16 protein-coding genes are annotated in these 17,953 nt (G+C 67.0%); 10 read left to right on the forward strand and 6 right to left on the reverse strand.

Translation table 11 applies throughout. The features are described 5' to 3' along the window. Positions 1 to 36: 36 nt before the first annotated feature. Positions 37 to 1,665, reverse strand: coding sequence for a diguanylate cyclase GcbA (gcbA, locus tag HMPREF1224_RS31110; protein ID WP_003106227.1), 1,629 nt, complete (start codon positions 1,663 to 1,665; stop codon positions 37 to 39). A gap of 352 nt (positions 1,666 to 2,017) precedes the next feature. Between gcbA and HMPREF1224_RS31115 the strand changes: the two genes are divergently transcribed. The 4 genes from HMPREF1224_RS31115 (at position 2,018) to speA (ending at position 6,364) form a co-directional block, all read left to right on the forward strand. Then, entirely contained in the window at positions 2,018 to 3,088 is a 1,071-nt protein-coding gene (locus tag HMPREF1224_RS31115) for a DUF2333 family protein (RefSeq protein ID WP_003106226.1), read from the forward strand. A 3-nt stretch (positions 3,089 to 3,091) separates the two neighbouring features. Beyond that, positions 3,092 to 3,628, forward strand: coding sequence for an NUDIX hydrolase (locus HMPREF1224_RS31120; protein ID WP_003095369.1), 537 nt, complete (start codon positions 3,092 to 3,094; stop codon positions 3,626 to 3,628). Between the two features lie 203 nt (positions 3,629 to 3,831). Then, positions 3,832 to 4,203 (forward strand): translation initiation factor Sui1, encoded by a 372-nt coding sequence (locus tag HMPREF1224_RS31125; RefSeq protein WP_003106225.1) that lies wholly within the window; start codon positions 3,832 to 3,834, stop codon positions 4,201 to 4,203. Positions 4,204 to 4,453: 250 nt separating this feature from the next. Next, complete coding sequence (gene speA, locus HMPREF1224_RS31130; protein WP_003121112.1) at positions 4,454 to 6,364, forward strand: arginine decarboxylase; 1,911 nt, start codon at positions 4,454 to 4,456, stop codon at positions 6,362 to 6,364. Between the two features lie 241 nt (positions 6,365 to 6,605). Here the strand turns inward: speA and HMPREF1224_RS31135 are convergent, their stop codons facing one another. Next, complete coding sequence (locus HMPREF1224_RS31135; RefSeq protein WP_003123529.1) at positions 6,606 to 7,760, reverse strand: acetyltransferase domain-containing protein; 1,155 nt, start codon at positions 7,758 to 7,760, stop codon at positions 6,606 to 6,608. A gap of 141 nt (positions 7,761 to 7,901) precedes the next feature. Between HMPREF1224_RS31135 and cntO the strand changes: the two genes are divergently transcribed. The 4 genes from cntO to cntI are packed head-to-tail and all read left to right on the forward strand — an operon-like array spanning position 7,902 to position 12,983. Continuing rightward, positions 7,902 to 10,028 carry a pseudopaline transport outer membrane protein CntO gene (gene cntO / locus HMPREF1224_RS31140; RefSeq protein ID WP_010793725.1) on the forward strand — a complete coding sequence of 709 codons (2,127 nt, stop codon included), beginning with the start codon at positions 7,902 to 7,904 and terminating at the stop codon, positions 10,026 to 10,028. Positions 10,029 to 10,057: 29 nt separating this feature from the next. Then, complete coding sequence (gene cntL / locus HMPREF1224_RS31145; protein WP_003104339.1) at positions 10,058 to 10,849, forward strand: pseudopaline biosynthesis protein CntL; 792 nt, start codon at positions 10,058 to 10,060, stop codon at positions 10,847 to 10,849. Further along, complete coding sequence (gene cntM, locus HMPREF1224_RS31150; protein WP_003161329.1) at positions 10,846 to 12,147, forward strand: pseudopaline biosynthesis dehydrogenase CntM; 1,302 nt, start codon at positions 10,846 to 10,848, stop codon at positions 12,145 to 12,147. The genes cntL and cntM overlap by 4 nt, the downstream gene beginning before the upstream one ends. Further along, a complete protein-coding gene (gene cntI, locus HMPREF1224_RS31155; RefSeq protein ID WP_003104336.1) occupies positions 12,129 to 12,983 on the forward strand; it encodes a pseudopaline transport inner membrane protein CntI in 855 nt (284 codons plus the stop codon). Before cntM ends, cntI begins: the two co-directional genes overlap by 19 nt. 44 nt (positions 12,984 to 13,027) lie before the next feature. On the opposite strand, the gene HMPREF1224_RS31160 is transcribed toward cntI, so the two are convergent. Further along, positions 13,028 to 13,645 carry a PAQR family membrane homeostasis protein TrhA gene (locus tag HMPREF1224_RS31160; RefSeq protein ID WP_003095352.1) on the reverse strand — a complete coding sequence of 206 codons (618 nt, stop codon included), beginning with the start codon at positions 13,643 to 13,645 and terminating at the stop codon, positions 13,028 to 13,030. Positions 13,646 to 13,875: 230 nt separating this feature from the next. Between HMPREF1224_RS31160 and HMPREF1224_RS31165 the strand changes: the two genes are divergently transcribed. After that, on the forward strand, positions 13,876 to 14,673 hold the full coding sequence (locus HMPREF1224_RS31165) for an SDR family NAD(P)-dependent oxidoreductase (protein ID WP_003095350.1): 798 nt from the start codon (positions 13,876 to 13,878) through the stop codon (positions 14,671 to 14,673). Positions 14,674 to 14,677: 4 nt separating this feature from the next. Here HMPREF1224_RS31165 and HMPREF1224_RS31170 read toward each other — a convergent pair whose 3' ends face one another. Beyond that, entirely contained in the window at positions 14,678 to 15,238 is a 561-nt protein-coding gene (locus tag HMPREF1224_RS31170) for a TetR/AcrR family transcriptional regulator (RefSeq protein WP_003095348.1), read from the reverse strand. 67 nt (positions 15,239 to 15,305) lie between these two features. Next, a complete protein-coding gene (locus HMPREF1224_RS31175) occupies positions 15,306 to 15,845 on the reverse strand; it encodes a PaaI family thioesterase (RefSeq protein ID WP_003095346.1) in 540 nt (179 codons plus the stop codon). Positions 15,846 to 16,017: 172 nt separating this feature from the next. On the opposite strand from HMPREF1224_RS31175, the gene lpdA reads away from it, so the two are divergent. Next, entirely contained in the window at positions 16,018 to 17,421 is a 1,404-nt protein-coding gene (gene lpdA, locus HMPREF1224_RS31180) for a dihydrolipoyl dehydrogenase (protein ID WP_003095344.1), read from the forward strand. Between the two features lie 4 nt (positions 17,422 to 17,425). Here lpdA and HMPREF1224_RS31185 read toward each other — a convergent pair whose 3' ends face one another. After that, entirely contained in the window at positions 17,426 to 17,881 is a 456-nt protein-coding gene (locus tag HMPREF1224_RS31185; RefSeq protein WP_003095342.1) for a DUF2214 family protein, read from the reverse strand. Positions 17,882 to 17,953 lie beyond the last annotated feature (72 nt).

Here is a 17,953-nt window from a genome sequence, read left to right on the forward strand (position 1 = left end):
ATTTCCGTTCGGTTACCGACTGATGACAAAAGGCCATTATCGAGCGTCGGGACGATATACCTCGATCCGGTTGCGCCCGCCGTGCTTGGCCCGGTACAGCGCTTCGTCGGCCTGCTTGGCCATGCTCTTGATATCGAGGTCCGGGGTCAGCTCGGCGATGCCGCAACTGAAGGTGCAGCGCAGGTCGGTCGGTTGCGCCGGGTAGTGGATCTCGGCGAAGCGCTGGCGAATCTCGTCGAGCACCAGGCGCGCGGCGTCCAGGTCGGTGTCCGGAAGGACCACGGCGAACTCTTCGCCGCCATAGCGGCCGATGTGGTCGGTCTTGCGCAGGCGTTGCTTGAGGAACAGCGCCAGGCCCTTGATCACCCGGTCGCCCATGGGGTGGCCGAAACGGTCGTTGACCTGCTTGAAGTGGTCGATGTCGAGCATCGCGAAGCTCAGCGGACGGCCATCGCGACGTGCGCGCAGACGGGCGTCCTCGAGCAGTTGCAGGGTATGGGTGTGGTTGTACAGGCCGGTCAGGCTGTCGCGCACCATCCGCGCCTTCAGGCTGCGCGCGCGGCTGGCGCGGGTGCGCACGGTGGCGATCAGGTGGCGCGGGCGGATCGGCTTGGTGAGGAAGTCGTCGCCGCCTTCGCTCATGGCGTCCAGCTGCTTGTCCAGGTCGTCCTCGGCGGACAGGTAGATGATCGGCACGCTGACGTGGCGCTCGTGCTGGCGGATCACCTTGGCCAATTCGGTGCCCAGGCACTCGGGCATGTACATGTCGAGGATGATCAGGTCGGGCTGGAAGTCGCTCAGCTCGGCCATCACCGACAGTGGCTCGGTGAGTGCGCGGGTGATGATCCCGGCGCTGTTGAGGACCATCTCGGTGTGCAGCGCCTGGGCCCGGGAGTCGTCGACGATCAGTACCCGGTAGGGCTCGTAGAAGCTCAGGCGGCTGAGGGTCTCGATCTTTTCCAGCACGCTGGAGGCGTCCAGGGTGCCGGTGAAGAATTCCTGGCCGCCGGCACGGGCCGCGGCCAGGCGGGTCGGTGTGTCGGTCTCGCTGTCGCTGAAGAACAGCACCGGCAGCTTGTGTTCGAGGCCGGCCTGGGCCTCGCTGGCCAGTCGCAGGCCCATGTCGGGGCCGGCGAAGTCGACTTCCATGACGATCGCCGCCGGGTAGCGTTCGCGCATGCTGGCGCGGAAGGCGTCGGCGGTCTCGCAGCTCAGCGCCTGCAGACCGAAGAACTCCAGTTGCTGGGCCAGGCGCTCGGCGCGTTCGCGGTCCTTCAGTGCCAGGTAGACCGGTTTGCGCAACGGCGGCAGGACGGTGTGCTCGAGCTGGTCGCCATGCCGCAGGCCGGTGCGCGACAGGCGCTGCATCAACTGGTTGAGTTCGCTGATCGACTCGCTGGAAAGCCGGCCGCGGTTGGCCTCGACGACGTCCAGGGTACGGTCGATGGCACCGGCCAGCTGGGCATGCTCGGCTTGCTCGAAGCGTTCGGCGTAGCGCTGCAGGCGCAGGGTGGCGTCGGCCAGTTCTTCCATGCCGTCGCTGTTCCACTCCGCGCGGGTCAGGCGTTGCCAGACCTCCAGAACCTGGCGCGCCTGGTTGATCACTCGCTGGGCGAAGTGGTGCTTCAGGCGGTCCAGGGTCGGGTCATCGTGCTCGGTCATCATGACGCGCTTCTTTCGTGGTCTTCGCGGCAGAGCGTCGCCGCGAATGATGGCTCTATGCTATCACCTATCGCCATGAAAGCCAGCGGCCGTTGGGCGGCTGACGAGAGGAGCCTTTTCTTTTCCAAATGTCATCCCCACCTGTTGGTGGGTGCCTTTGTGCGACGGACTACGGCATGCTTATGCCTGTTTCGGAAAATTCTCACTGAGCATTCCGGCACAAAACCGGCTTCCACTACGCTGAAAGCCGACGATGCCGAGGTTTTCGGCGTCCTGGAAGGGTTGGCGCTTGGCACGGAACGCGTTCGCCATGGTCCAATCCCCCATCTATCGAGCTGTTTTAAGGACCCTTGCCATGCTGGACTGGAAGAAGCGTCGTGGGACCATGCGCGATCGCGTGGACAATTCCGTGGATGATGTGCGTACCTACTTCGGCGGCCCCTGGCTGGTGCGCGTGGTGGGAGGCCTGCTGGGCATCTACCTGCTGGTGGCGATGCTGGTTGGCTGGTACTGGAGCCAGGAACCCGACCTGTTCCCCGTGCAGCAGGACGCCCAGGCCGCCGCCGAGCGCGCCGGGCGGCAGATGGTCACCGGCTACACCACGGTGGAGACCCTCAAGGAAGTAGTCGACACCCTGCTGACCAAGCCGGGCGGCTACATCTCCAACGACATCTTCCCGCCGGGCATCTGGATGGACAACATGCCCAGCTGGGAGTATGGCGTGCTGGTCCAGGTGCGCGACATCAGCCGGGCGCTGCGCAAGGATTTCGCCCGTTCGCAGTCGCAGTCCACCGAGGACGCCGACCTGGCTCGCGCCGAGCCGCGTTTCAACTTCGACAACAAGAGCTGGGCGCTGCCGGCGTCCGAGTCGGAGTACCAGGAAGGCATCAAGTCGCTGGACCGCTACCTGGCTCGCCTGTCCGACCCGAACCAGCCCAACGCGCAGTTCTATGCCCGTGCCGACAACCTGAACAACTGGCTGGGCGACGTCGCCACCCGCCTGGGCTCGCTATCCCAGCGCCTGTCGGCGAGCGTCGGCCGGGTCAAGCTGAACACCAACATCAAGAACCCCGAAGAGGTACAGCCGGGCGAGGCGCCCAAGGTCGAGGAAGTGGTCCAGGAAACCCCCTGGCTGCAGATCGACAACGTCTTCTACGAGGCCCGGGGCCAGGCCTGGGCGCTGTCGCACCTGCTGCGCGCCATCGAGGTCGACTTCGCCGACGTGCTGGCGAAGAAGAACGCCACGGTCAGCGTGCGGCAGATCATCCGCGAACTGGAGGCCGCGCAGGAGCCGTTGTGGAGCCCGATGGTGCTGAACGGCAGCGGCTACGGCATCCTGGCCAACCACTCGCTGGTGATGGCCAACTACATTTCCCGCGCCAACGCCGCGGTGATCGACCTGCGCCAGCTGCTTTCCCAGGGCTGACCCATGGCCGCGCCGATCAGCGCCGAAGAGGTGGCCCACCGGGCCGCCTCCGACGCCGAACTCATCGCCTGGGTCGACGAGCAGGACCGCCCGCTCGGTAGCCTGCCGCGCGCGGAGCTGCGCGAGCGCGGGCTGATCGGTCGCGGCACCTTCATCCTGCTGTTCAACTCCGCCGGCGAGCTGTGCGTGCAGCGCCGGACCCTGAGCAAGGCGGTCTATCCCGGGTACTGGGACCTCGCCGCCGGCGGCATGGTCCAGGCCGGCGAGCCCTACGCCGACTCCGCCGCCCGCGAACTGGAGGAAGAGCTGGGAATCCGCGACGCGGTCCTGCGCGAACATGGTCGCTTCTTCTTCGACGAACCGGGCAACCGGCTCTGGTGCGCGGTGTTTTCCGCCGTCTCCGATGCGCCCTTGCGCCTGCAGGCGGAGGAAATCTCCGAGGCCCGCTTCATCCGTCCCGAACTGGCGCTGGAGGAGGCTCGCAGCTTGCCGTACTGCCCCGATTCCCTGCAGGCGTTGCGCCTGTACCTGGACGCCTGAGCCGCGGATGTCGCCATTTCACCGATCAATGGCGCATTTTCGCTCTTAGCATTTGCTCGCAATGCTGCTAAATTGCGCGACCTTTTCGGGCGGTCCCCATGCCGCCCCTGCGCAGCCCCTGCCTGAGTGGGGCGTCGCGGTCGGCTCCCGCCGGCCATCGTTGTTGACCTGGCCCGTCGAGGCCATTCTGGGGGAAACGCCCGGTGGTCAAAAAAGCTTCGTCCCTGTCCGCCCTCGGCGGGCTGGTGTATTCCACGGATGGCGGCCGGCATTGCCCGGACTGCCAGCAACCCAAAGACGCCTGCATCTGCGGGCAGGCCGTAGCGCCTGTCGGCGACGGGATCGCGCGCGTGCGCCGCGAGACCAAGGGCCGCGGCGGCAAGACGGTGACCACCATCAGTGGCCTGCCGCTCGCCGGCGATGCGCTCAAGGAGCTGGCCAGCGCGCTGAAGCGGCGCTGCGGCACCGGCGGCAGTCTCAAGGACGGCGTGGTGGAGATCCAGGGCGAGCATGTCGAACTGCTGATCGACGAACTCCTCAAGCGCGGTTTCAAGGCGAAGAAGTCCGGCGGCTGACCGCGTTCTCCCCTGCAGAGAGCGGGCAGGTCCGGCACCGCGAAGGCCGCACCAGCCCTTTCCCTAGATGGGAGACTGCGGATACCCGCATGAGCGGATTTCCTCGGCTTTCCTAAACTACCGCCCAGTGTGGCGGTCAACACGGCAACGTCACATCCTCCGGCTAGCCTCCACCACAGGCGTGCCGGCCCAGGGCCATCCGGAGATCCCGGCGCCCGCCCGACCCCGAACATTGAGGAGATCACCGCGCATGGCCGCTCGACGGACTCGCAAAGACGATGGCAGCAACTGGACCGTGGCCGACAGCCGCGGCGTATACGGCATCCGCCACTGGGGTGCGGGTTATTTCGCCATCAACGATGGCGGCAATGTCGAAGTGCGTCCGCAGGGTGCCGACTCGACGCCCATCGATCTCTACGAGCTGGTCGGCCAACTGCGCGAGGCGGGCCTGAGCCTGCCGCTGCTGGTGCGCTTCCCGGATATCCTGCAGGACCGCGTGCGCAAGCTCACCGGCGCCTTCGACGCGAACATCGAGCGCCTCGAATACCAGAACCGCTACACCGCGCTGTATCCGATCAAGGTCAACCAGCAGGAAGCGGTGGTGGAGAACATCATCGCCACCGAGAACGTCTCCATCGGCCTGGAGGCAGGCTCCAAGCCGGAACTCATGGCGGTGCTGGCGCTGGCCCCGAAGGGCGGCACCATCGTCTGCAACGGCTACAAGGACCGCGAGTTCATCAAGCTGGCGCTGATGGGGCAGAAGCTCGGGCACAACGTGTTCATCGTGATCGAGAAGGAATCCGAGGTGCAGCTGGTGATCGAGGAGGCCGCCAACGTCGGCGTGCAGCCCCAGGTCGGCCTGCGCGTGCGGCTGTCCTCGCTGGCTTCGTCGAAGTGGGCAGACACCGGTGGCGAGAAGGCCAAGTTCGGCCTTTCCGCCGCCCAGCTGCTGTCGGTGGTCGAGCGCTTCCGCCAGGCCGGTCTCGACCAGGGCGTGCGCCTGCTGCATTTCCACATGGGCTCGCAGATCGCCAACCTGGCCGACTACCAGCACGGCTTCAAGGAAGCCATCCGCTACTACGGCGAGCTGCGCGCGCTCGGCCTGCCGGTGGATCACATCGACGTTGGCGGCGGCCTCGGCGTCGACTACGACGGCACCCATTCGCGCAACGCCAGCTCGATCAACTACGACATCGATGACTATGCCGGCGTGGTGGTCGGCATGCTCAAGGAGTTCTGCGACGCCCAGGGCCTGCCGCATCCGCACATCTTCTCGGAGAGCGGCCGGGCGCTGACCGCGCACCATGCGGTGCTGATCACCCAGGTCACCGACGTCGAGCGGCACAACGACGACGTGCCGAAGATCGTCGATCTCGACGAGCAGCCGGAGATCGTCCGCTGGCTGGCCGAACTGCTCGGCCCGACCGATGCCGAGATGGTCACCGAGACCTACTGGCGCGCCACCCACTACATCGGCGACGCCGCCGCGCAGTATGCCGACGGCAAGATCAGCCTGGCGCAGAAAGCCCTCGCCGAGCAGTGCTACTTCGCTATCTGCCGGCGCCTGCACAACCAGCTCAAGGCCCGCCAGCGCTCCCACCGGCAGGTCCTCGACGAACTCAACGACAAGCTCGCCGACAAGTACATCTGCAACTTCTCGGTGTTCCAGAGCCTGCCGGATACCTGGGCCATCGGCCAGGTGCTGCCGATCCTGCCGCTGCACCGCCTGGGCGAGGAGCCGGATCGGCGCGCGGTACTGCAGGACCTGACCTGCGACTCCGACGGCAAGATCACCCAGTACGTCGACGAGCAGAGCATCGAGACCAGCCTGCCGGTGCACGAGGTGAAGGAGGGCGAGGACTACCTGATCGGGGTATTCCTGGTCGGCGCCTACCAGGAGATCCTCGGCGACATGCACAACCTGTTCGGCGACACCGACTCGGTGAACGTCTACCAGCGCGCAGACGGCGGCATCTATCACGCCGGCATCGAGACCCACGACACCATCGAGGACATGCTGCGCTACGTGCACCTGTCGCCGGAGGAACTGATGACCCTCTACCGCGACAAGGTCGCCGGGGCCAAGCTCACCGCCCGCGAGCGCAACCAGTACCTGGATGCGCTGCGCCTGGGGCTGACCCGCTCGGCGTACCTGTCCTGACTGGCTAGCCCGTCGGCGACGGGAAGCGAACCAGGCAATGGCCGGCGGGCGCGAGGCGCCCGCCGGCCGTTTCGTTTCCGTTGTCTGGGAGTTCCGCGCAACCCTTCATTTCTACTTCCCTGCCGGCGGTGGACGTCGGCGTGGTTGCCTGCTGTGTCCGGCGGATAACGCTTCGCGTCATTCGTCCTACCCGTGGGGGGAAGGGCCGGACGTTTCCAGCGGCTCCTGGATGCTCCGCGCCTCAGAAGTACTTCAACCAGGCGATATCCCGCCGCCGCGCCTTGAAACCGGCGAACCAGTGCACCGCCGGGTACAGCGCCACGGCCAGCAGGATGCTGCATAGCCATAGCGCCGGCACCGAGGAGAAACCGAAGTAGTCGCCCCGGTTGGCGCCCCAGATCGCCAGCGCCAGCAGGTACAGCAGCTTCAGTAGGTAGAGATGCAGCAGGTAGAAGAACATCGGCGCTCCGCCGAACGCCACCAGGGCCTTGCCGCGACCGTTCCAGTCCAGGCGTTCGAACCAGGCCAGGAGCAGCAGGCCGATTCCCAGGGTGAGGGCGAGGAACAGCAGCGACGGCGGATACTTGGTGACGTTGAAGAAGCCCATCAGGGTGATCGCCGGCGTCTCGCCGAAGGCCCAGGGTTTCTCGCCATAGCCGTTGAGCAGGCGCAGCAGGATGAAGCCGAGCAGCAGCCCGCCACCGCCCGCCAGGAGGTAGCGTCGGCGCGTGGTCGCCGGCGTGGCGCCGCTGAACCAGTTGCCTGCGGCATAGCCCAGGGCGATCACACCGATCCACGGCAGCAGGGGGTAGGAGGTGCGCAGGCGCAGGGCGTCGCCCGCTTCGATCCAGCCGCGATCGTGGAGCACCGCCCACGGCAGGTGCCAGGCCGAGCCGGGAGCGAAATGCAGCGGATCGAGCAGGTTGTGGCCGGCCACCAGCAGCACGCCGAGCGCCGCGAGCAGAGGGCGCGGCAACCAGAGCAGGGCGGCCAGGGCGAGCATGCTCAGGCCGATCGCCCAGATCACCTGGAGATAGATCACCGTCGGCGGCAACTGGAAGGTCCAGGCGAAGTTCACCAGGGTCAGTTCCAGCGCCACCAGGAACAACCCGCGCTTGAACAGGAACGCCGAGACCGCCCGGCGTCCCTGGCGCTTCTCGCCGTAGAGGAATGCCGACAGGCCGGTGAGGAAGACGAACACCGGCGCGCACAGGTGCGCCAGGGTGCGGCTGAGGAACAGCGCTGGCTCGGTGCTGGCGACGTCCATCGGGTCGCCGACCTGGCGGTGCAGGAAAAAGGTCTCGCGGACATGGTCGAGCAGCATGAACAGCATCACCAGGCCGCGCAGGGCGTCGATGCTGTGCAGGCGGGAGGAATTGGAGATGGAGTTGGGCATGGCTGGGCTGGTCGTCGGAAAAGAGGGATGAGTATCACAGCCTGGCGGCGAGACGCGAGATAGAGCCGGGCATTGTATTGCGAGGCCGGAATCGAACTGGTAGCGTTATAGTATATCATTTCTTTTCTGGTGCGATTTCCCATGAGAGTCAGTGTGTCGCTTGTCCTCGGTGTCGGCCTCGGTTGCAGCAGTCCGGCGCTCTGGGCGGAAACGGAAAGGCCCGCAGAGCTTGAGGTCCTCACTGTCACCGCCGAAGCGGAGCGCGCGGAGGGCCCGGTGCAGGGCTACCGGGCCAATCGGACGGCCAGCGCGACGCGCACCGACACCCGTATCGAGGACATCCCGCAAGCCATCAGCGTGGTGCCGCGCCAGGTGCTCGACGACCTTGACAGCGCTCGTATCGAACGGGCGCTGGACTTCGCCGGCGGGGTCTCGCGGCAGAACAACTTCGGCGGCCTGACGATGTTCGAGTACAACGTCCGTGGCTTCACCACTTCGGAGTTCTACCGCGACGGCTTCAGCGCCAACCGCGGCTATATGAACGCCCCGGACAGCGCCACCATCGAGCGCGTGGAAATCCTCAAGGGACCGGCCTCCAGCCTTTACGGGCGCGGCGATCCCGGCGGCACGGTGAACCTGGTGACCAAGAAGCCCCAGGCCGAGCGCTTCGCCCGCCTGCATGCCAGCGCCGGCAGTTGGGACCGCTACCGCTCGACCCTGGACCTGAACACGCCGCTGGACGAAGAGGGCGACCTGCTCTACCGGATGAACCTGGCGGTGGAGGACAGCAAGGGCTTCCGCGACTACGCCGACGGCCAGCGCCTGCTGGTGGCGCCATCGTTCAGCTGGCAACTGGACCCGGACACCTCGTTGCTGGTGGAAGCCGAGGTGGTGCGCAACCGCCAGGTCTTCGACCGCGGCACCGTGGCGCCGCACAACCACCTGGGCAGCCTGCCGCGCTCGCGGTTCTTCGGCGAACCGGACGACGGCAAGATCGACAACAACAACGAAACCCTCCAGGCCACCCTGCGCCATCACTTCAACGAGCAGTGGAGCCTGCGCCTGGCCAGCCACTACAAGCATGGCCACCTGGACGGCTACGCCTCGGAGAACTCCAGCCTCGCCGCCGACGGCTACAGCCTGCGCCGGGAGTACCGCTACCGCGACTTCGAGTGGCACGACAGCATCACCCAGCTCGACCTGCTCGGCGATCTCCATACCGGCTCGATCCGCCACCAGTTGCTGATGGGCCTGGAGTACGAGCGCTACCACAACGACGAACTGATCCTGCGTAGCATCCCGTCGCGCAACCCCTATGCCATCGACATCCGCCGGCCGGTCTACGGCCAGCCGAAACCACCCTTCGGACGCGACGACCGCAACCACGAGGAAGTCGACGCGATGGCCCTCAACCTGCAGGACCAGATCGAGTTCAACGAGAAATGGCGCGGCCTGCTCGGCGTGCGCTTCGACCGCTACCGCCAGGACATGAACGCCACGCGCCTGAACAATGGCCGCTTCCGCGACACCAGCTCGCAGCAGACCCAGCGTGCCGCCACCCCGCGCATCGGCGTGCTGTACCAGGCGACCCCGGAGGTCGGCCTGTTCGCCAACGCCTCGAAATCCTTCAAGCCCAATGGCGGTACCGACATGGCCGGCAAGGCCTTCGACCCGGAGGAGGGGCGCGGCTACGAGGCGGGGGTGAAGCTCGACCTGCTCGATGGCCGGCTGGGCTTGACCCTCGCCGCGTTCCACCTGAAAAAGAAGAACGTGCTCACCGCCGACCCGAGCAATCCCGGTTACCAGCAGACCGCCGGCGAGGCGCGCAGCCAGGGCTTCGACCTGCAGTTCAGCGGCCAGCTCACCGAGCAGTTGCGGCTGATCGGCGCCTACGCCTATATCGACGCCGAAGTGACCAAGGATGAGAACATCGCTCGCGGCAGCCGCCTGCTCAACGTGCCGAAGCACAGCGGCAGCCTGATGGGCGTCTACGAGTTCCGCGAAGGCTGGCTGCACGGCGCCGATGCCGGCGCGGCGGTCAACTATGTCGGCGAGCGCGCCGGCGACAGCAGCGACAGCGGCTTCGAACTGCCGACCTACACCACCGTCGACCTGCTCGCGCGCTATCCGCTGGCGAGCAATGCCACCCTCGGGGTGAACGTCAACAACCTCTTCGATCGTCGCTACTACGAGCGTTCCTATAACAACGTCTGGGTCGCCCCCGGCGAGCCGCGCAACCTGACCATGAGCCTGACCCTGAACTACTGAGCCCTCTACCGCCGCCAGGAAGCCATGCCATGCAAGGACGCACACCGCTGCTGGAAACCCTCCGCGAACTGGAATGCGAGATTCGCCTGCTCACCGTCTATGCCCGCGAGTGTTGCGGCTGCTACGAGATCCTCAGGCGCAAGCTCGACCGTCTGAGCGGACTGATCGGGGAGGATTGCAGCCGGGCGCAGTGGCAGGCCGATTCGGACGATCCTGCGTTGCAGGCGCTCGGCCTGCGCCTGCGCGACGCGGCGGTGCAGGCCCTCTGCGAACTGGAGAAGCACCTTTGCCAGGGCGTGCTGCATGAACCCGGCGAGATGGGCCGCTACCTGGGTAGCCTGCTGGAATCCATCCGCGGCGAACTCGACAGCGCCGGGATAGATGCCGATGCACGGGTCCTGTTCGTCGGCTCCGGTGCCCTGCCGACCTCGGCCCTGGTGCTGGCGCGGGAGGTCGGCGCACATTTGTGCTGCCTGGACATCGACGAGGAGGCCCTGGGCTGTGCCCGCGAGATCGCCCGCTGCCAGGGGCTGGAGGCGCGCATGCAGTTTTCCTCGCTGCCGCCGGCGGAACTGGCGTTTTCCCGCGATGCCACGCATTTCCTGATCGCTTCGCTGGTGCAGCAGAAAAGCGCGGTGCTGGCGCAGATCCGCCAGGTCATGCGCGCCGACGCCAAGGTCCTGCTGCGTCACGGCAGCGGCATCAAGGGACTGTTCAACTACCCGGTGGAACCGGCCGAACTGGAGGGCTGGCGGGTTTGCGCGGAGCGGGTCAGCCAGCCGCTGTACGACACCCTGATCCTGGAGAAGGCCGGTCGATGAATGCCGCTGATGAGAGCCTGGGCAACGTCCTGCTGGTCGGTCTGGGCGCGGTGGCGATCCAGGTCGCGCTGGACCTGCGCCGCCACGGTGCCGGTCGCCTCGGCGCGCTGAACCATCCCGGCCGGCGCAGCCAGCGGATCGCCGAGGCCCTGGCGCGCGGCGCCTGCCTGCAGCTGGAAGGGCAGGGGCAGCATCGCTGGCTGTCCGGCAACGCCGCGCTGGACGTCTTCCACCAGGACCCCGCTGAGCTTCGCGACGATTGGCAGACCCTGGTGCTCTGCGTGCCGGCCGACAGTTACCTGGACGTGGTCCGCGGGTTGCCCTGGGAGCGACTCGGCGGGGTGCGCACGCTGCTGCTGGTGTCCGCCTTCATCGGCGCCAACCTGCTGGTGCGCAGCGCCCTGCCGGCGGGGTGCCAGGCGACCGTGCTGAGCCTGTCCAGCTACTACGCGGCGACCAAGGTGATCGACGAGACACAACCGCTGCGGGCCCTGACCAAGGCGGTCAAGCGCAGGGTCTACCTGGGTTCCAGCCGGCCGGACTGCCCGGCGCGGGAGACCTGGCGGCGAGTCCTGGCCGGCAGCGGGGTGGAGGTGGTACCCCTGGCGACGCCGGAAGCGGCGGAGGGCCGCAACGTCACCACCTACGTGCACAGTCCGTTCTTTCTCGGCGAGTTCGCCCTCGCCCGGATACTTTCCGAGCAGGGGCCGCCCGGTTTCATGTACAAGCTCTACCCGGAGGGACCTATCACCCCCGGGGCCATTGGCGCCATGCGGCGGCTGTGGTGCGAGCTGAGCGAACTGTTGCGGCGGATGGGCGCCGAGCCGTTGAACCTGCTGCGGTTCCTCAACGACGACAACTACCCGGTGCACGAGACGATGCTGCCGCGCGCGGCCATCGACGGCTTCGCCGAGGCCGGCGCCGAGCGCCAGGAATACCTGCTGTTCGTGCGCTACGCGGCGTTGCTGGTCGATCCGTTCTCTCCGGCCGACGAGCAGGGTCGCCACTTCGACTTTTCCGCCGTGCCGTTCCGCCGCGTCAGTCGCGACGAAGACGGACTCTGGCGGCTCCCGCGGGTGCCGCTGGAGGACTATCGCAAGCTGGCGCTGATCGTCGCGCTGGCCGCCCACTTCGACCTGGCCATGCCGCAGGCGCGCAGCCTGTTGGCGAGCTACGAGAACGCCGTGTCCCGATTCATCGATTGCCAAGGAGCGAGCCAGTGCCATCCAAGCCTGTATCCGATCGACAGCCGTCCGGAGGCGGACGCCATCTATCGCCAATGGTGCTCGACCTGCTGAAGAGCGGGGTGCTGCTGGCGGTGCTGGCGTCCTTCACCTTCAGCGTGATGAACGCCCTGGTCAAGGAAGCCAGCGCCACCCTGCCGGCTGCCGAGATCGTGTTCTTCCGCAGCGCCATCGGTACCCTGCTGATCTATCTGCTGATGCGCCAGGCCGGTGTCGCCCTGTCGCGCCAGGGCGTGCCGATGCTGCTGGTGCGCGGGGTGATGGGGGCGCTGTACCTGGTCTGCTATTTCTACGCCATCGCCCATATCCCGCTGGCGGACGCGAGCATCCTGGCGCACATGTCGCCGTTCTTCGTCATCCTCTTCTCCGCGCTGTTCCTCGGCGAGCGGATTCCCCGGGCGGTCTATTGGCTGTTGCTGGTGGTGGTGCTCGGCGCGCTGATGATCGTCAAGCCGTTCAGCTATTCCAGCTACTCGGTATACGCCGTGGTCGGCCTGCTCAGTGCGGTGTTCGCCGCCGGTGCCTCGGTGGCGATCCGCCAACTGAGCGCGCGGCACCATACCTACGAGATCGTCTTCTACTTCCTGGCGGTGGCCACCCTGGTGGCCATCCCGCTGATGTGGAACGACTTCGTGGTGCCGGCGACGCTGCGCGAGTGGGGGCTGCTGCTGGCCATCGGGGTGGTATCGCTACTCGGCCAGGTGTTCCTAACCCGCGCCTTCAGTCACGAGAGCGCGACCATCGTTGCGGTGACCCGCTATATCGGCATCGTCTTCAACGCCGGCTGGGGCTGGCTGTTCTGGAGCGAGGTGCCGGACGCGCTGACCATCGCCGGCGGCGTGCTGATCGTGGTGGCGTGCATCGCGCTGTCGCGGACGAAGAAGGGCTGAGCCTCCGGCGCGACCAGCTCCCGCTGCTTCGCGCCGGACCGCGCCTAGAGTACGTAGCGCCAGATCGCCACGAAGTGGAGGAGGCTGCCGGCGATCACGAACAGGTGCCAGATGCCATGCCAGTGGCGGAAGCGGTGGTCATAGGCATAGAAGACGATCCCTACGGTATAGAGCACGCCGCCGGCCGCCAGCCAGGTGAAGCCGGCGCTGCCGAGGGCGGCGAGCAGCGGTTTCACCGCGATCAGCACGATCCAGCCCATCACCGCGTAGATCACCACCGACAGCACTCGCGCCTCGGAGCGTGGCTTGATCTCCTGGAGCATGCCGAGTACCGCCAGGCCCCAGACGATGCCGAACAGCGTCCAGCCCCAGGGACCGCGCAGCGTGACCAGGCAGAAAGGCGTGTAGCTGCCGGCGATCAGCAGGTAGATGGACAGGTGGTCGAGCTTGCGCATCACCACCTTCGCTCGCCCGCGCACGCTGTGGTAGGCGGTCGAGATGCTGTAGAGCAGCGTCAGGGTGACGCCGTAGACGCCGACCCCGACGATCTTCCACGGACTGCCGTTGAGGCTCGCCTGGACCGTCAGCCATACGGCGCCGGTACAGGCGGCGACCGCACCGATCAGGTGGGTCCAGGCATTGAGTCTTTCACCGTGATACATGACGCATGATCCTCCCGCGATGGACAACGCCATGGTAGGGCATGTCGGGGTGGTGTGGGTCCTGACCTTTTATTGGCGTTTTCCGTGACGGTTGCATGAAGGTTTTCCTCATCCCTCCCTGCTCGTTGGAACGGATAAAGGCTTGACGGTTTTAATTATGGTCATAATATTAAGTGTGTAATATAAACAGCCGCTGTCAGCGGTCAGGCTTTTTTCCAGCGAGAACCCACATGAACGAACAGATTGGCAATGGCGTCGCCCTGGTCACCGGCGCCTCTTCCGGAATCGGCGCGACCTACGCCGAGCACTTGGCCCGCCGTGGCCACGACCTGTTGCTGGTGGCGCGCGACCGGCAACGCCTGGAAGCCCTGGCGGATCGACTTCGCCAAGCCCACGGGGTCAGGGTGGAGATCCTGCGCGCCGACCTGTCCGAGCGCGACGATAGGTTGCGGGTCGAGCGACGGTTGCGCGACGACGCCTCGATCGCGTTGCTGGTGAACAACGCCGGCGTGGCGATGAACGGTCCGCTGGCCGATGCCGACATGGACCGGGCGGAGCGGATGATCGCCCTCAACGTGGTGGCCCTGACCCGCCTGGCTGCCGGCGCGGCGGAGGGGTTCCGCCGGCGTGGCGGCGGCGCCATCGTCAACCTTGGTTCGGTGGTGGCGCTGGCGCCGGAGTTGTTCAATGCCGTCTATAGCGCGACCAAGGCCTACGTGCTGAGCCTGAGCCAGTCGCTGCAGCACGAGCTGGCCGGCAGCGGCGTTTACGTCCAGGCGGTGCTGCCCGGCGTCACCCGTACCGAGATCTGGGAGCGCAGCGGCACCGGAATCGCCGGGATTCCCGCGGAGATGGTGATGGAGGTCGAGGACCTGGTGGAGGCGGCGCTGGTCGGTTTCGATCGGCGTGAAGCGGTGACCATCCCGTCGTTGCCGGATGCGGCCGATTGGCAGGCGCTGATGACGGCGCGGGCCAGGCTCGCGCCCAATCTGTCGCGGCAGCGGCCGGCCGAGCGCTACCTCGGCTGAGGCCCTAGCGCTCCATCTGCTCCAGCAGCTTCTTGCGCGTCGCTTCCAGTATCCGTTGCGACAGCGCCTCATCCTGCACGCTGCGCGACAGTTGCAGCGCGCCGACCAGCGAAGCGAGCAGCAGCACGGCGCGCTCGCCTGCGTCCTCGCCCTCCAGGGACGCTTCGATCATCGCCAGGCGCTTGCGCACGATGCTGTCGGTGGTCGGGCTCGGCGTGCCGCGCTGGCCGAGTTCCGCCGACAGGGTCGGCAACGGGCAGCCGGCGCCGGGGTTATCGCGGTGACGCGGCGACAGGTACTGCTCTATCAGCAGCGCCAGCGGTCGTTCCGCCTCCGCCAGGGGCGCGGTGATTTCGTCGAGTTGCGCCGCGGCATGCCGCAACGCGGTTTCCACCAGGTCGTCCTTGGACTTGAAGTGCGCGTAGAAGCCGCCATGGGTCAGGCCCAGGGCCTTCATCAGCGGTTGCAGCCCGGTGGCGCCGACGCCGTCCTGGCGGAACAGCCGGGCAGCCTCCTCGACGATACGCCGGCGGGTCTTCTGCTTGTGGTCTTCGGGATAACGCATGGCTTCGATACCTTGGAATGCAGGTCGTCATCTTAACGCCTGGCGGCCTTCCCTGGCGAAGCCGCGTTCATCCGGCCATGTGCAGGACCAGGCAGGTGGTCGAGCCGACGGCGTAGAGACGGTCGTCGACATCGTACAACCGGCCCTCGGCGACCGCCGTCGAGCGGCCGAGGTGCACCACCCGGCCTTCGGCGCGCACCGGGCCGACCTTGTCGGTCAGCGCGCGCAGGTAGCTGATCCGCAGGTCGGTGGTGGTATAGCCCTGGCCGGCCTGGAGCCGGGTATGGATCGCGCAGCCCATGCAGGAGTCCAGCAGCGACGCGGCGTAGCCGCCGTGCACGCTACCCAGCGGATTGTAGTGGCGGCGGTCCGGGGTGCCCTGGAACAGGAAGCGCCCTTCGGACCACTCGATGGGAACGAAGTCGACCAGTTCGCCGTAGGGCGGACAGGGCAGTTGGCCGCTGCCGATGCGGTCGAAGAACTCCTGCGGGGAGAGCGCGGCGACTTGCGCCAGCTCCAGGGTTCCGCTGGCGCCGAGGCGGGCGCGGGCGGCCCGCTCGGTGGCGATCCAGGCGTTCAGGCGATCTTCGCGGCCGGGCTGTTCCATGGTAGTGCTCCTGTCGTGGTGGGAAAGGGTTGCAGGAAAATTACGGTCATCATATAAGCTTTGCATGACGAGCGAAATACAATCGCTTTCGGTCCCTCTACGCGGCGTTTCCTCTATTTGCGCCGGCGTCGCCTACGCTGAGGGGGCCGTGGCGGGACAACCGAGGAGCAGGATGATGGAAAGCTATGACGTGATCGTGATCGGCGCCGGTCCGGGGGGCTACAACGCTGCCATTCGCGCCGGCCAGCTGGGCCTGAAGGTGGCCTGCGTGGAGGGTCGCGAAACCCTCGGCGGGACTTGCCTGAACGTCGGCTGCATGCCGTCCAAGGCCCTGTTGCACGCCTCGGAGCTATACGCCGCGGCGAGCGGCGGCGAGTTCGCCCGGCTCGGCATCCGGGTCAGCCCGGAACTGGACCTGGCGCAGATGATGAAGCAGAAGGACGAGAGCGTCGCCGCCCTGACCCGTGGCGTCGAATTCCTCTTCCGCAAGCACAAGGTGCAGTGGATCAAGGGCTGGGCGCGCTTGCAAGGCGAGGGCCGGGTCGGCGTGGCCCTTGCCGACGGCGGCCACGCGCAACTGGAGGCGCGCGACATCGTTATCGCCACCGGTTCGGAACCGGCGCCGCTGCCCGGCGTGCCTGTGGACAACCAGCGCATCCTCGACTCCACCGGCGCCCTGGAGTTGGTCGAAGTGCCTCGCCACCTGGTGGTGATCGGCGCCGGCGTGATCGGCCTGGAGCTTGGTTCGGTCTGGCGCCGGCTGGGCGCACAGGTCACGGTGCTGGAGTACCTCGAGCGGATCTGCCCGGGGCTGGATGGGGAAACCGCAAGGACCCTGCAGCGCGCCCTGACCCGCCAGGGCATGCGGTTTCGCCTCGGCACCCGCGTGGTCGCCGCGCGCAGTGGCGAGCAGGGCGTCGAACTCGACCTGCAACCGGCCGCCGGCGGCGCTACGGAATCGCTGCAGGCGGACTACGTGCTGGTGGCCATCGGCCGGCGCCCCTATACCGAAGGACTGGGGCTGGAGACGGTCGGCCTGGCCAGCGATCGTCGCGGCATGCTGGAGAACCAGGGACAGCGCAGCGCGGCGCCGGGCGTCTGGGTGATCGGCGACGTGACCTCGGGACCGATGCTGGCGCACAAGGCCGAGGAAGAGGCGATCGTCTGCATCGAGCGGATCGCCGGGCATGCGGCGGAGATGAACGCCGAGGTGATTCCGTCGGTCATCTACACCCAGCCGGAAGTGGCCAGCGTCGGCCTCGGCGAGGAGCAGCTGCAGGCGGCGAGGCGCGAGTACAAGGTCGGACGCTTCCCGTTCAGCGCCAACAGCCGGGCGAAGATCAACCACGAGAGCGAAGGCTTCATCAAGATCCTCTCCGATGCCCGCAGCGACCAGGTGCTCGGCGTGCACATGATCGGGCCGGGCGTCAGCGAGATGATCGGCGAAGCCTGCGTGGCCATGGAGTTCAGCGCTTCGGCGGAGGACCTCGCGCTGACCTGCCATCCGCATCCGACCCGCTCCGAGGCGCTGCGCCAGGCGGCGATGGACGTGCATGGCCGGGCCATGCAGAACTGAGGGCTCAGCCGCGCATGCCGAAGCCGCGCGCCATCAGCGTAGCCAGCAACGGAATGACCAGCAGCAGGAGCAGTTGCAGGCGCACCGCCAGGACCACCCGCCGGCCCCGGGCCGGCGTCACCGCCGGCACTTCGCCGGCCTTGAGGGCGCCGCGCCAGCCAAGGAAGGTAACGGTCGGCAACAGCGAGACCAGGGCAGCGAGGACGAATAGCCCGACCTTGGCGTGGAACAGGCCATTGTGCAGGTAATAGTCGAGGCCCTTGCCGTACCACAGCACCCGCGCCAGCCCGCTGGCCAGTACCGCCAGGGCGCAGAGGCCGTAGCCGCGGTCGATCGCCGCCAGGCTGCGGGCGCGCTCCAGGTCCAGCGGCAGGCGCAGCAGGCGGTGCTGCAACACCAGCAGGGCGAACAGCAGGAAGATCGACAGGTAGTGCAGGTAGGCGACGATTGCCTGGGCCATGGCGGCGCTCCTCGGGGTGGGATGGGCACAGTCAAGCAGACCCCGGGCCAATGTGCCTGACGGCGCTTCCGG

Source organism: Pseudomonas sp. P179 (assembly GCF_000478485.2).
GTDB lineage: Bacteria > Pseudomonadota > Gammaproteobacteria > Pseudomonadales > Pseudomonadaceae > Pseudomonas > Pseudomonas aeruginosa.

Bases quoted from the DNA above. Each gene is read 5' to 3' on its own strand.
- gcbA (WP_003106227.1), bottom strand. From the start codon at position 1,665: ATGATGACCGAGCACGATGACCCGACCCTGGACCGCCTGAAGCACCAC.
- HMPREF1224_RS31115 (WP_003106226.1), top strand. From the start codon at position 2,018: ATGCTGGACTGGAAGAAGCGTCGTGGGACCATGCGCGATCGCGTGGAC.
- HMPREF1224_RS31120 (WP_003095369.1), top strand. From the start codon at position 3,092: ATGGCCGCGCCGATCAGCGCCGAAGAGGTGGCCCACCGGGCCGCCTCC.
- speA (WP_003121112.1), top strand. From the start codon at position 4,454: ATGGCCGCTCGACGGACTCGCAAAGACGATGGCAGCAACTGGACCGTG.
- HMPREF1224_RS31135 (WP_003123529.1), bottom strand. From the start codon at position 7,760: ATGCCCAACTCCATCTCCAATTCCTCCCGCCTGCACAGCATCGACGCC.
- cntO (WP_010793725.1), top strand. From the start codon at position 7,902: ATGAGAGTCAGTGTGTCGCTTGTCCTCGGTGTCGGCCTCGGTTGCAGC.
- cntL (WP_003104339.1), top strand. From the start codon at position 10,058: ATGCAAGGACGCACACCGCTGCTGGAAACCCTCCGCGAACTGGAATGC.
- cntM (WP_003161329.1), top strand. From the start codon at position 10,846: ATGAATGCCGCTGATGAGAGCCTGGGCAACGTCCTGCTGGTCGGTCTG.
- cntI (WP_003104336.1), top strand. From the start codon at position 12,129: ATGGTGCTCGACCTGCTGAAGAGCGGGGTGCTGCTGGCGGTGCTGGCG.
- HMPREF1224_RS31160 (WP_003095352.1), bottom strand. From the start codon at position 13,645: ATGTATCACGGTGAAAGACTCAATGCCTGGACCCACCTGATCGGTGCG.
- HMPREF1224_RS31165 (WP_003095350.1), top strand. From the start codon at position 13,876: ATGAACGAACAGATTGGCAATGGCGTCGCCCTGGTCACCGGCGCCTCT.
- HMPREF1224_RS31170 (WP_003095348.1), bottom strand. From the start codon at position 15,238: ATGCGTTATCCCGAAGACCACAAGCAGAAGACCCGCCGGCGTATCGTC.
- HMPREF1224_RS31175 (WP_003095346.1), bottom strand. From the start codon at position 15,845: ATGGAACAGCCCGGCCGCGAAGATCGCCTGAACGCCTGGATCGCCACC.
- lpdA (WP_003095344.1), top strand. From the start codon at position 16,018: ATGATGGAAAGCTATGACGTGATCGTGATCGGCGCCGGTCCGGGGGGC.
- HMPREF1224_RS31185 (WP_003095342.1), bottom strand. From the start codon at position 17,881: ATGGCCCAGGCAATCGTCGCCTACCTGCACTACCTGTCGATCTTCCTG.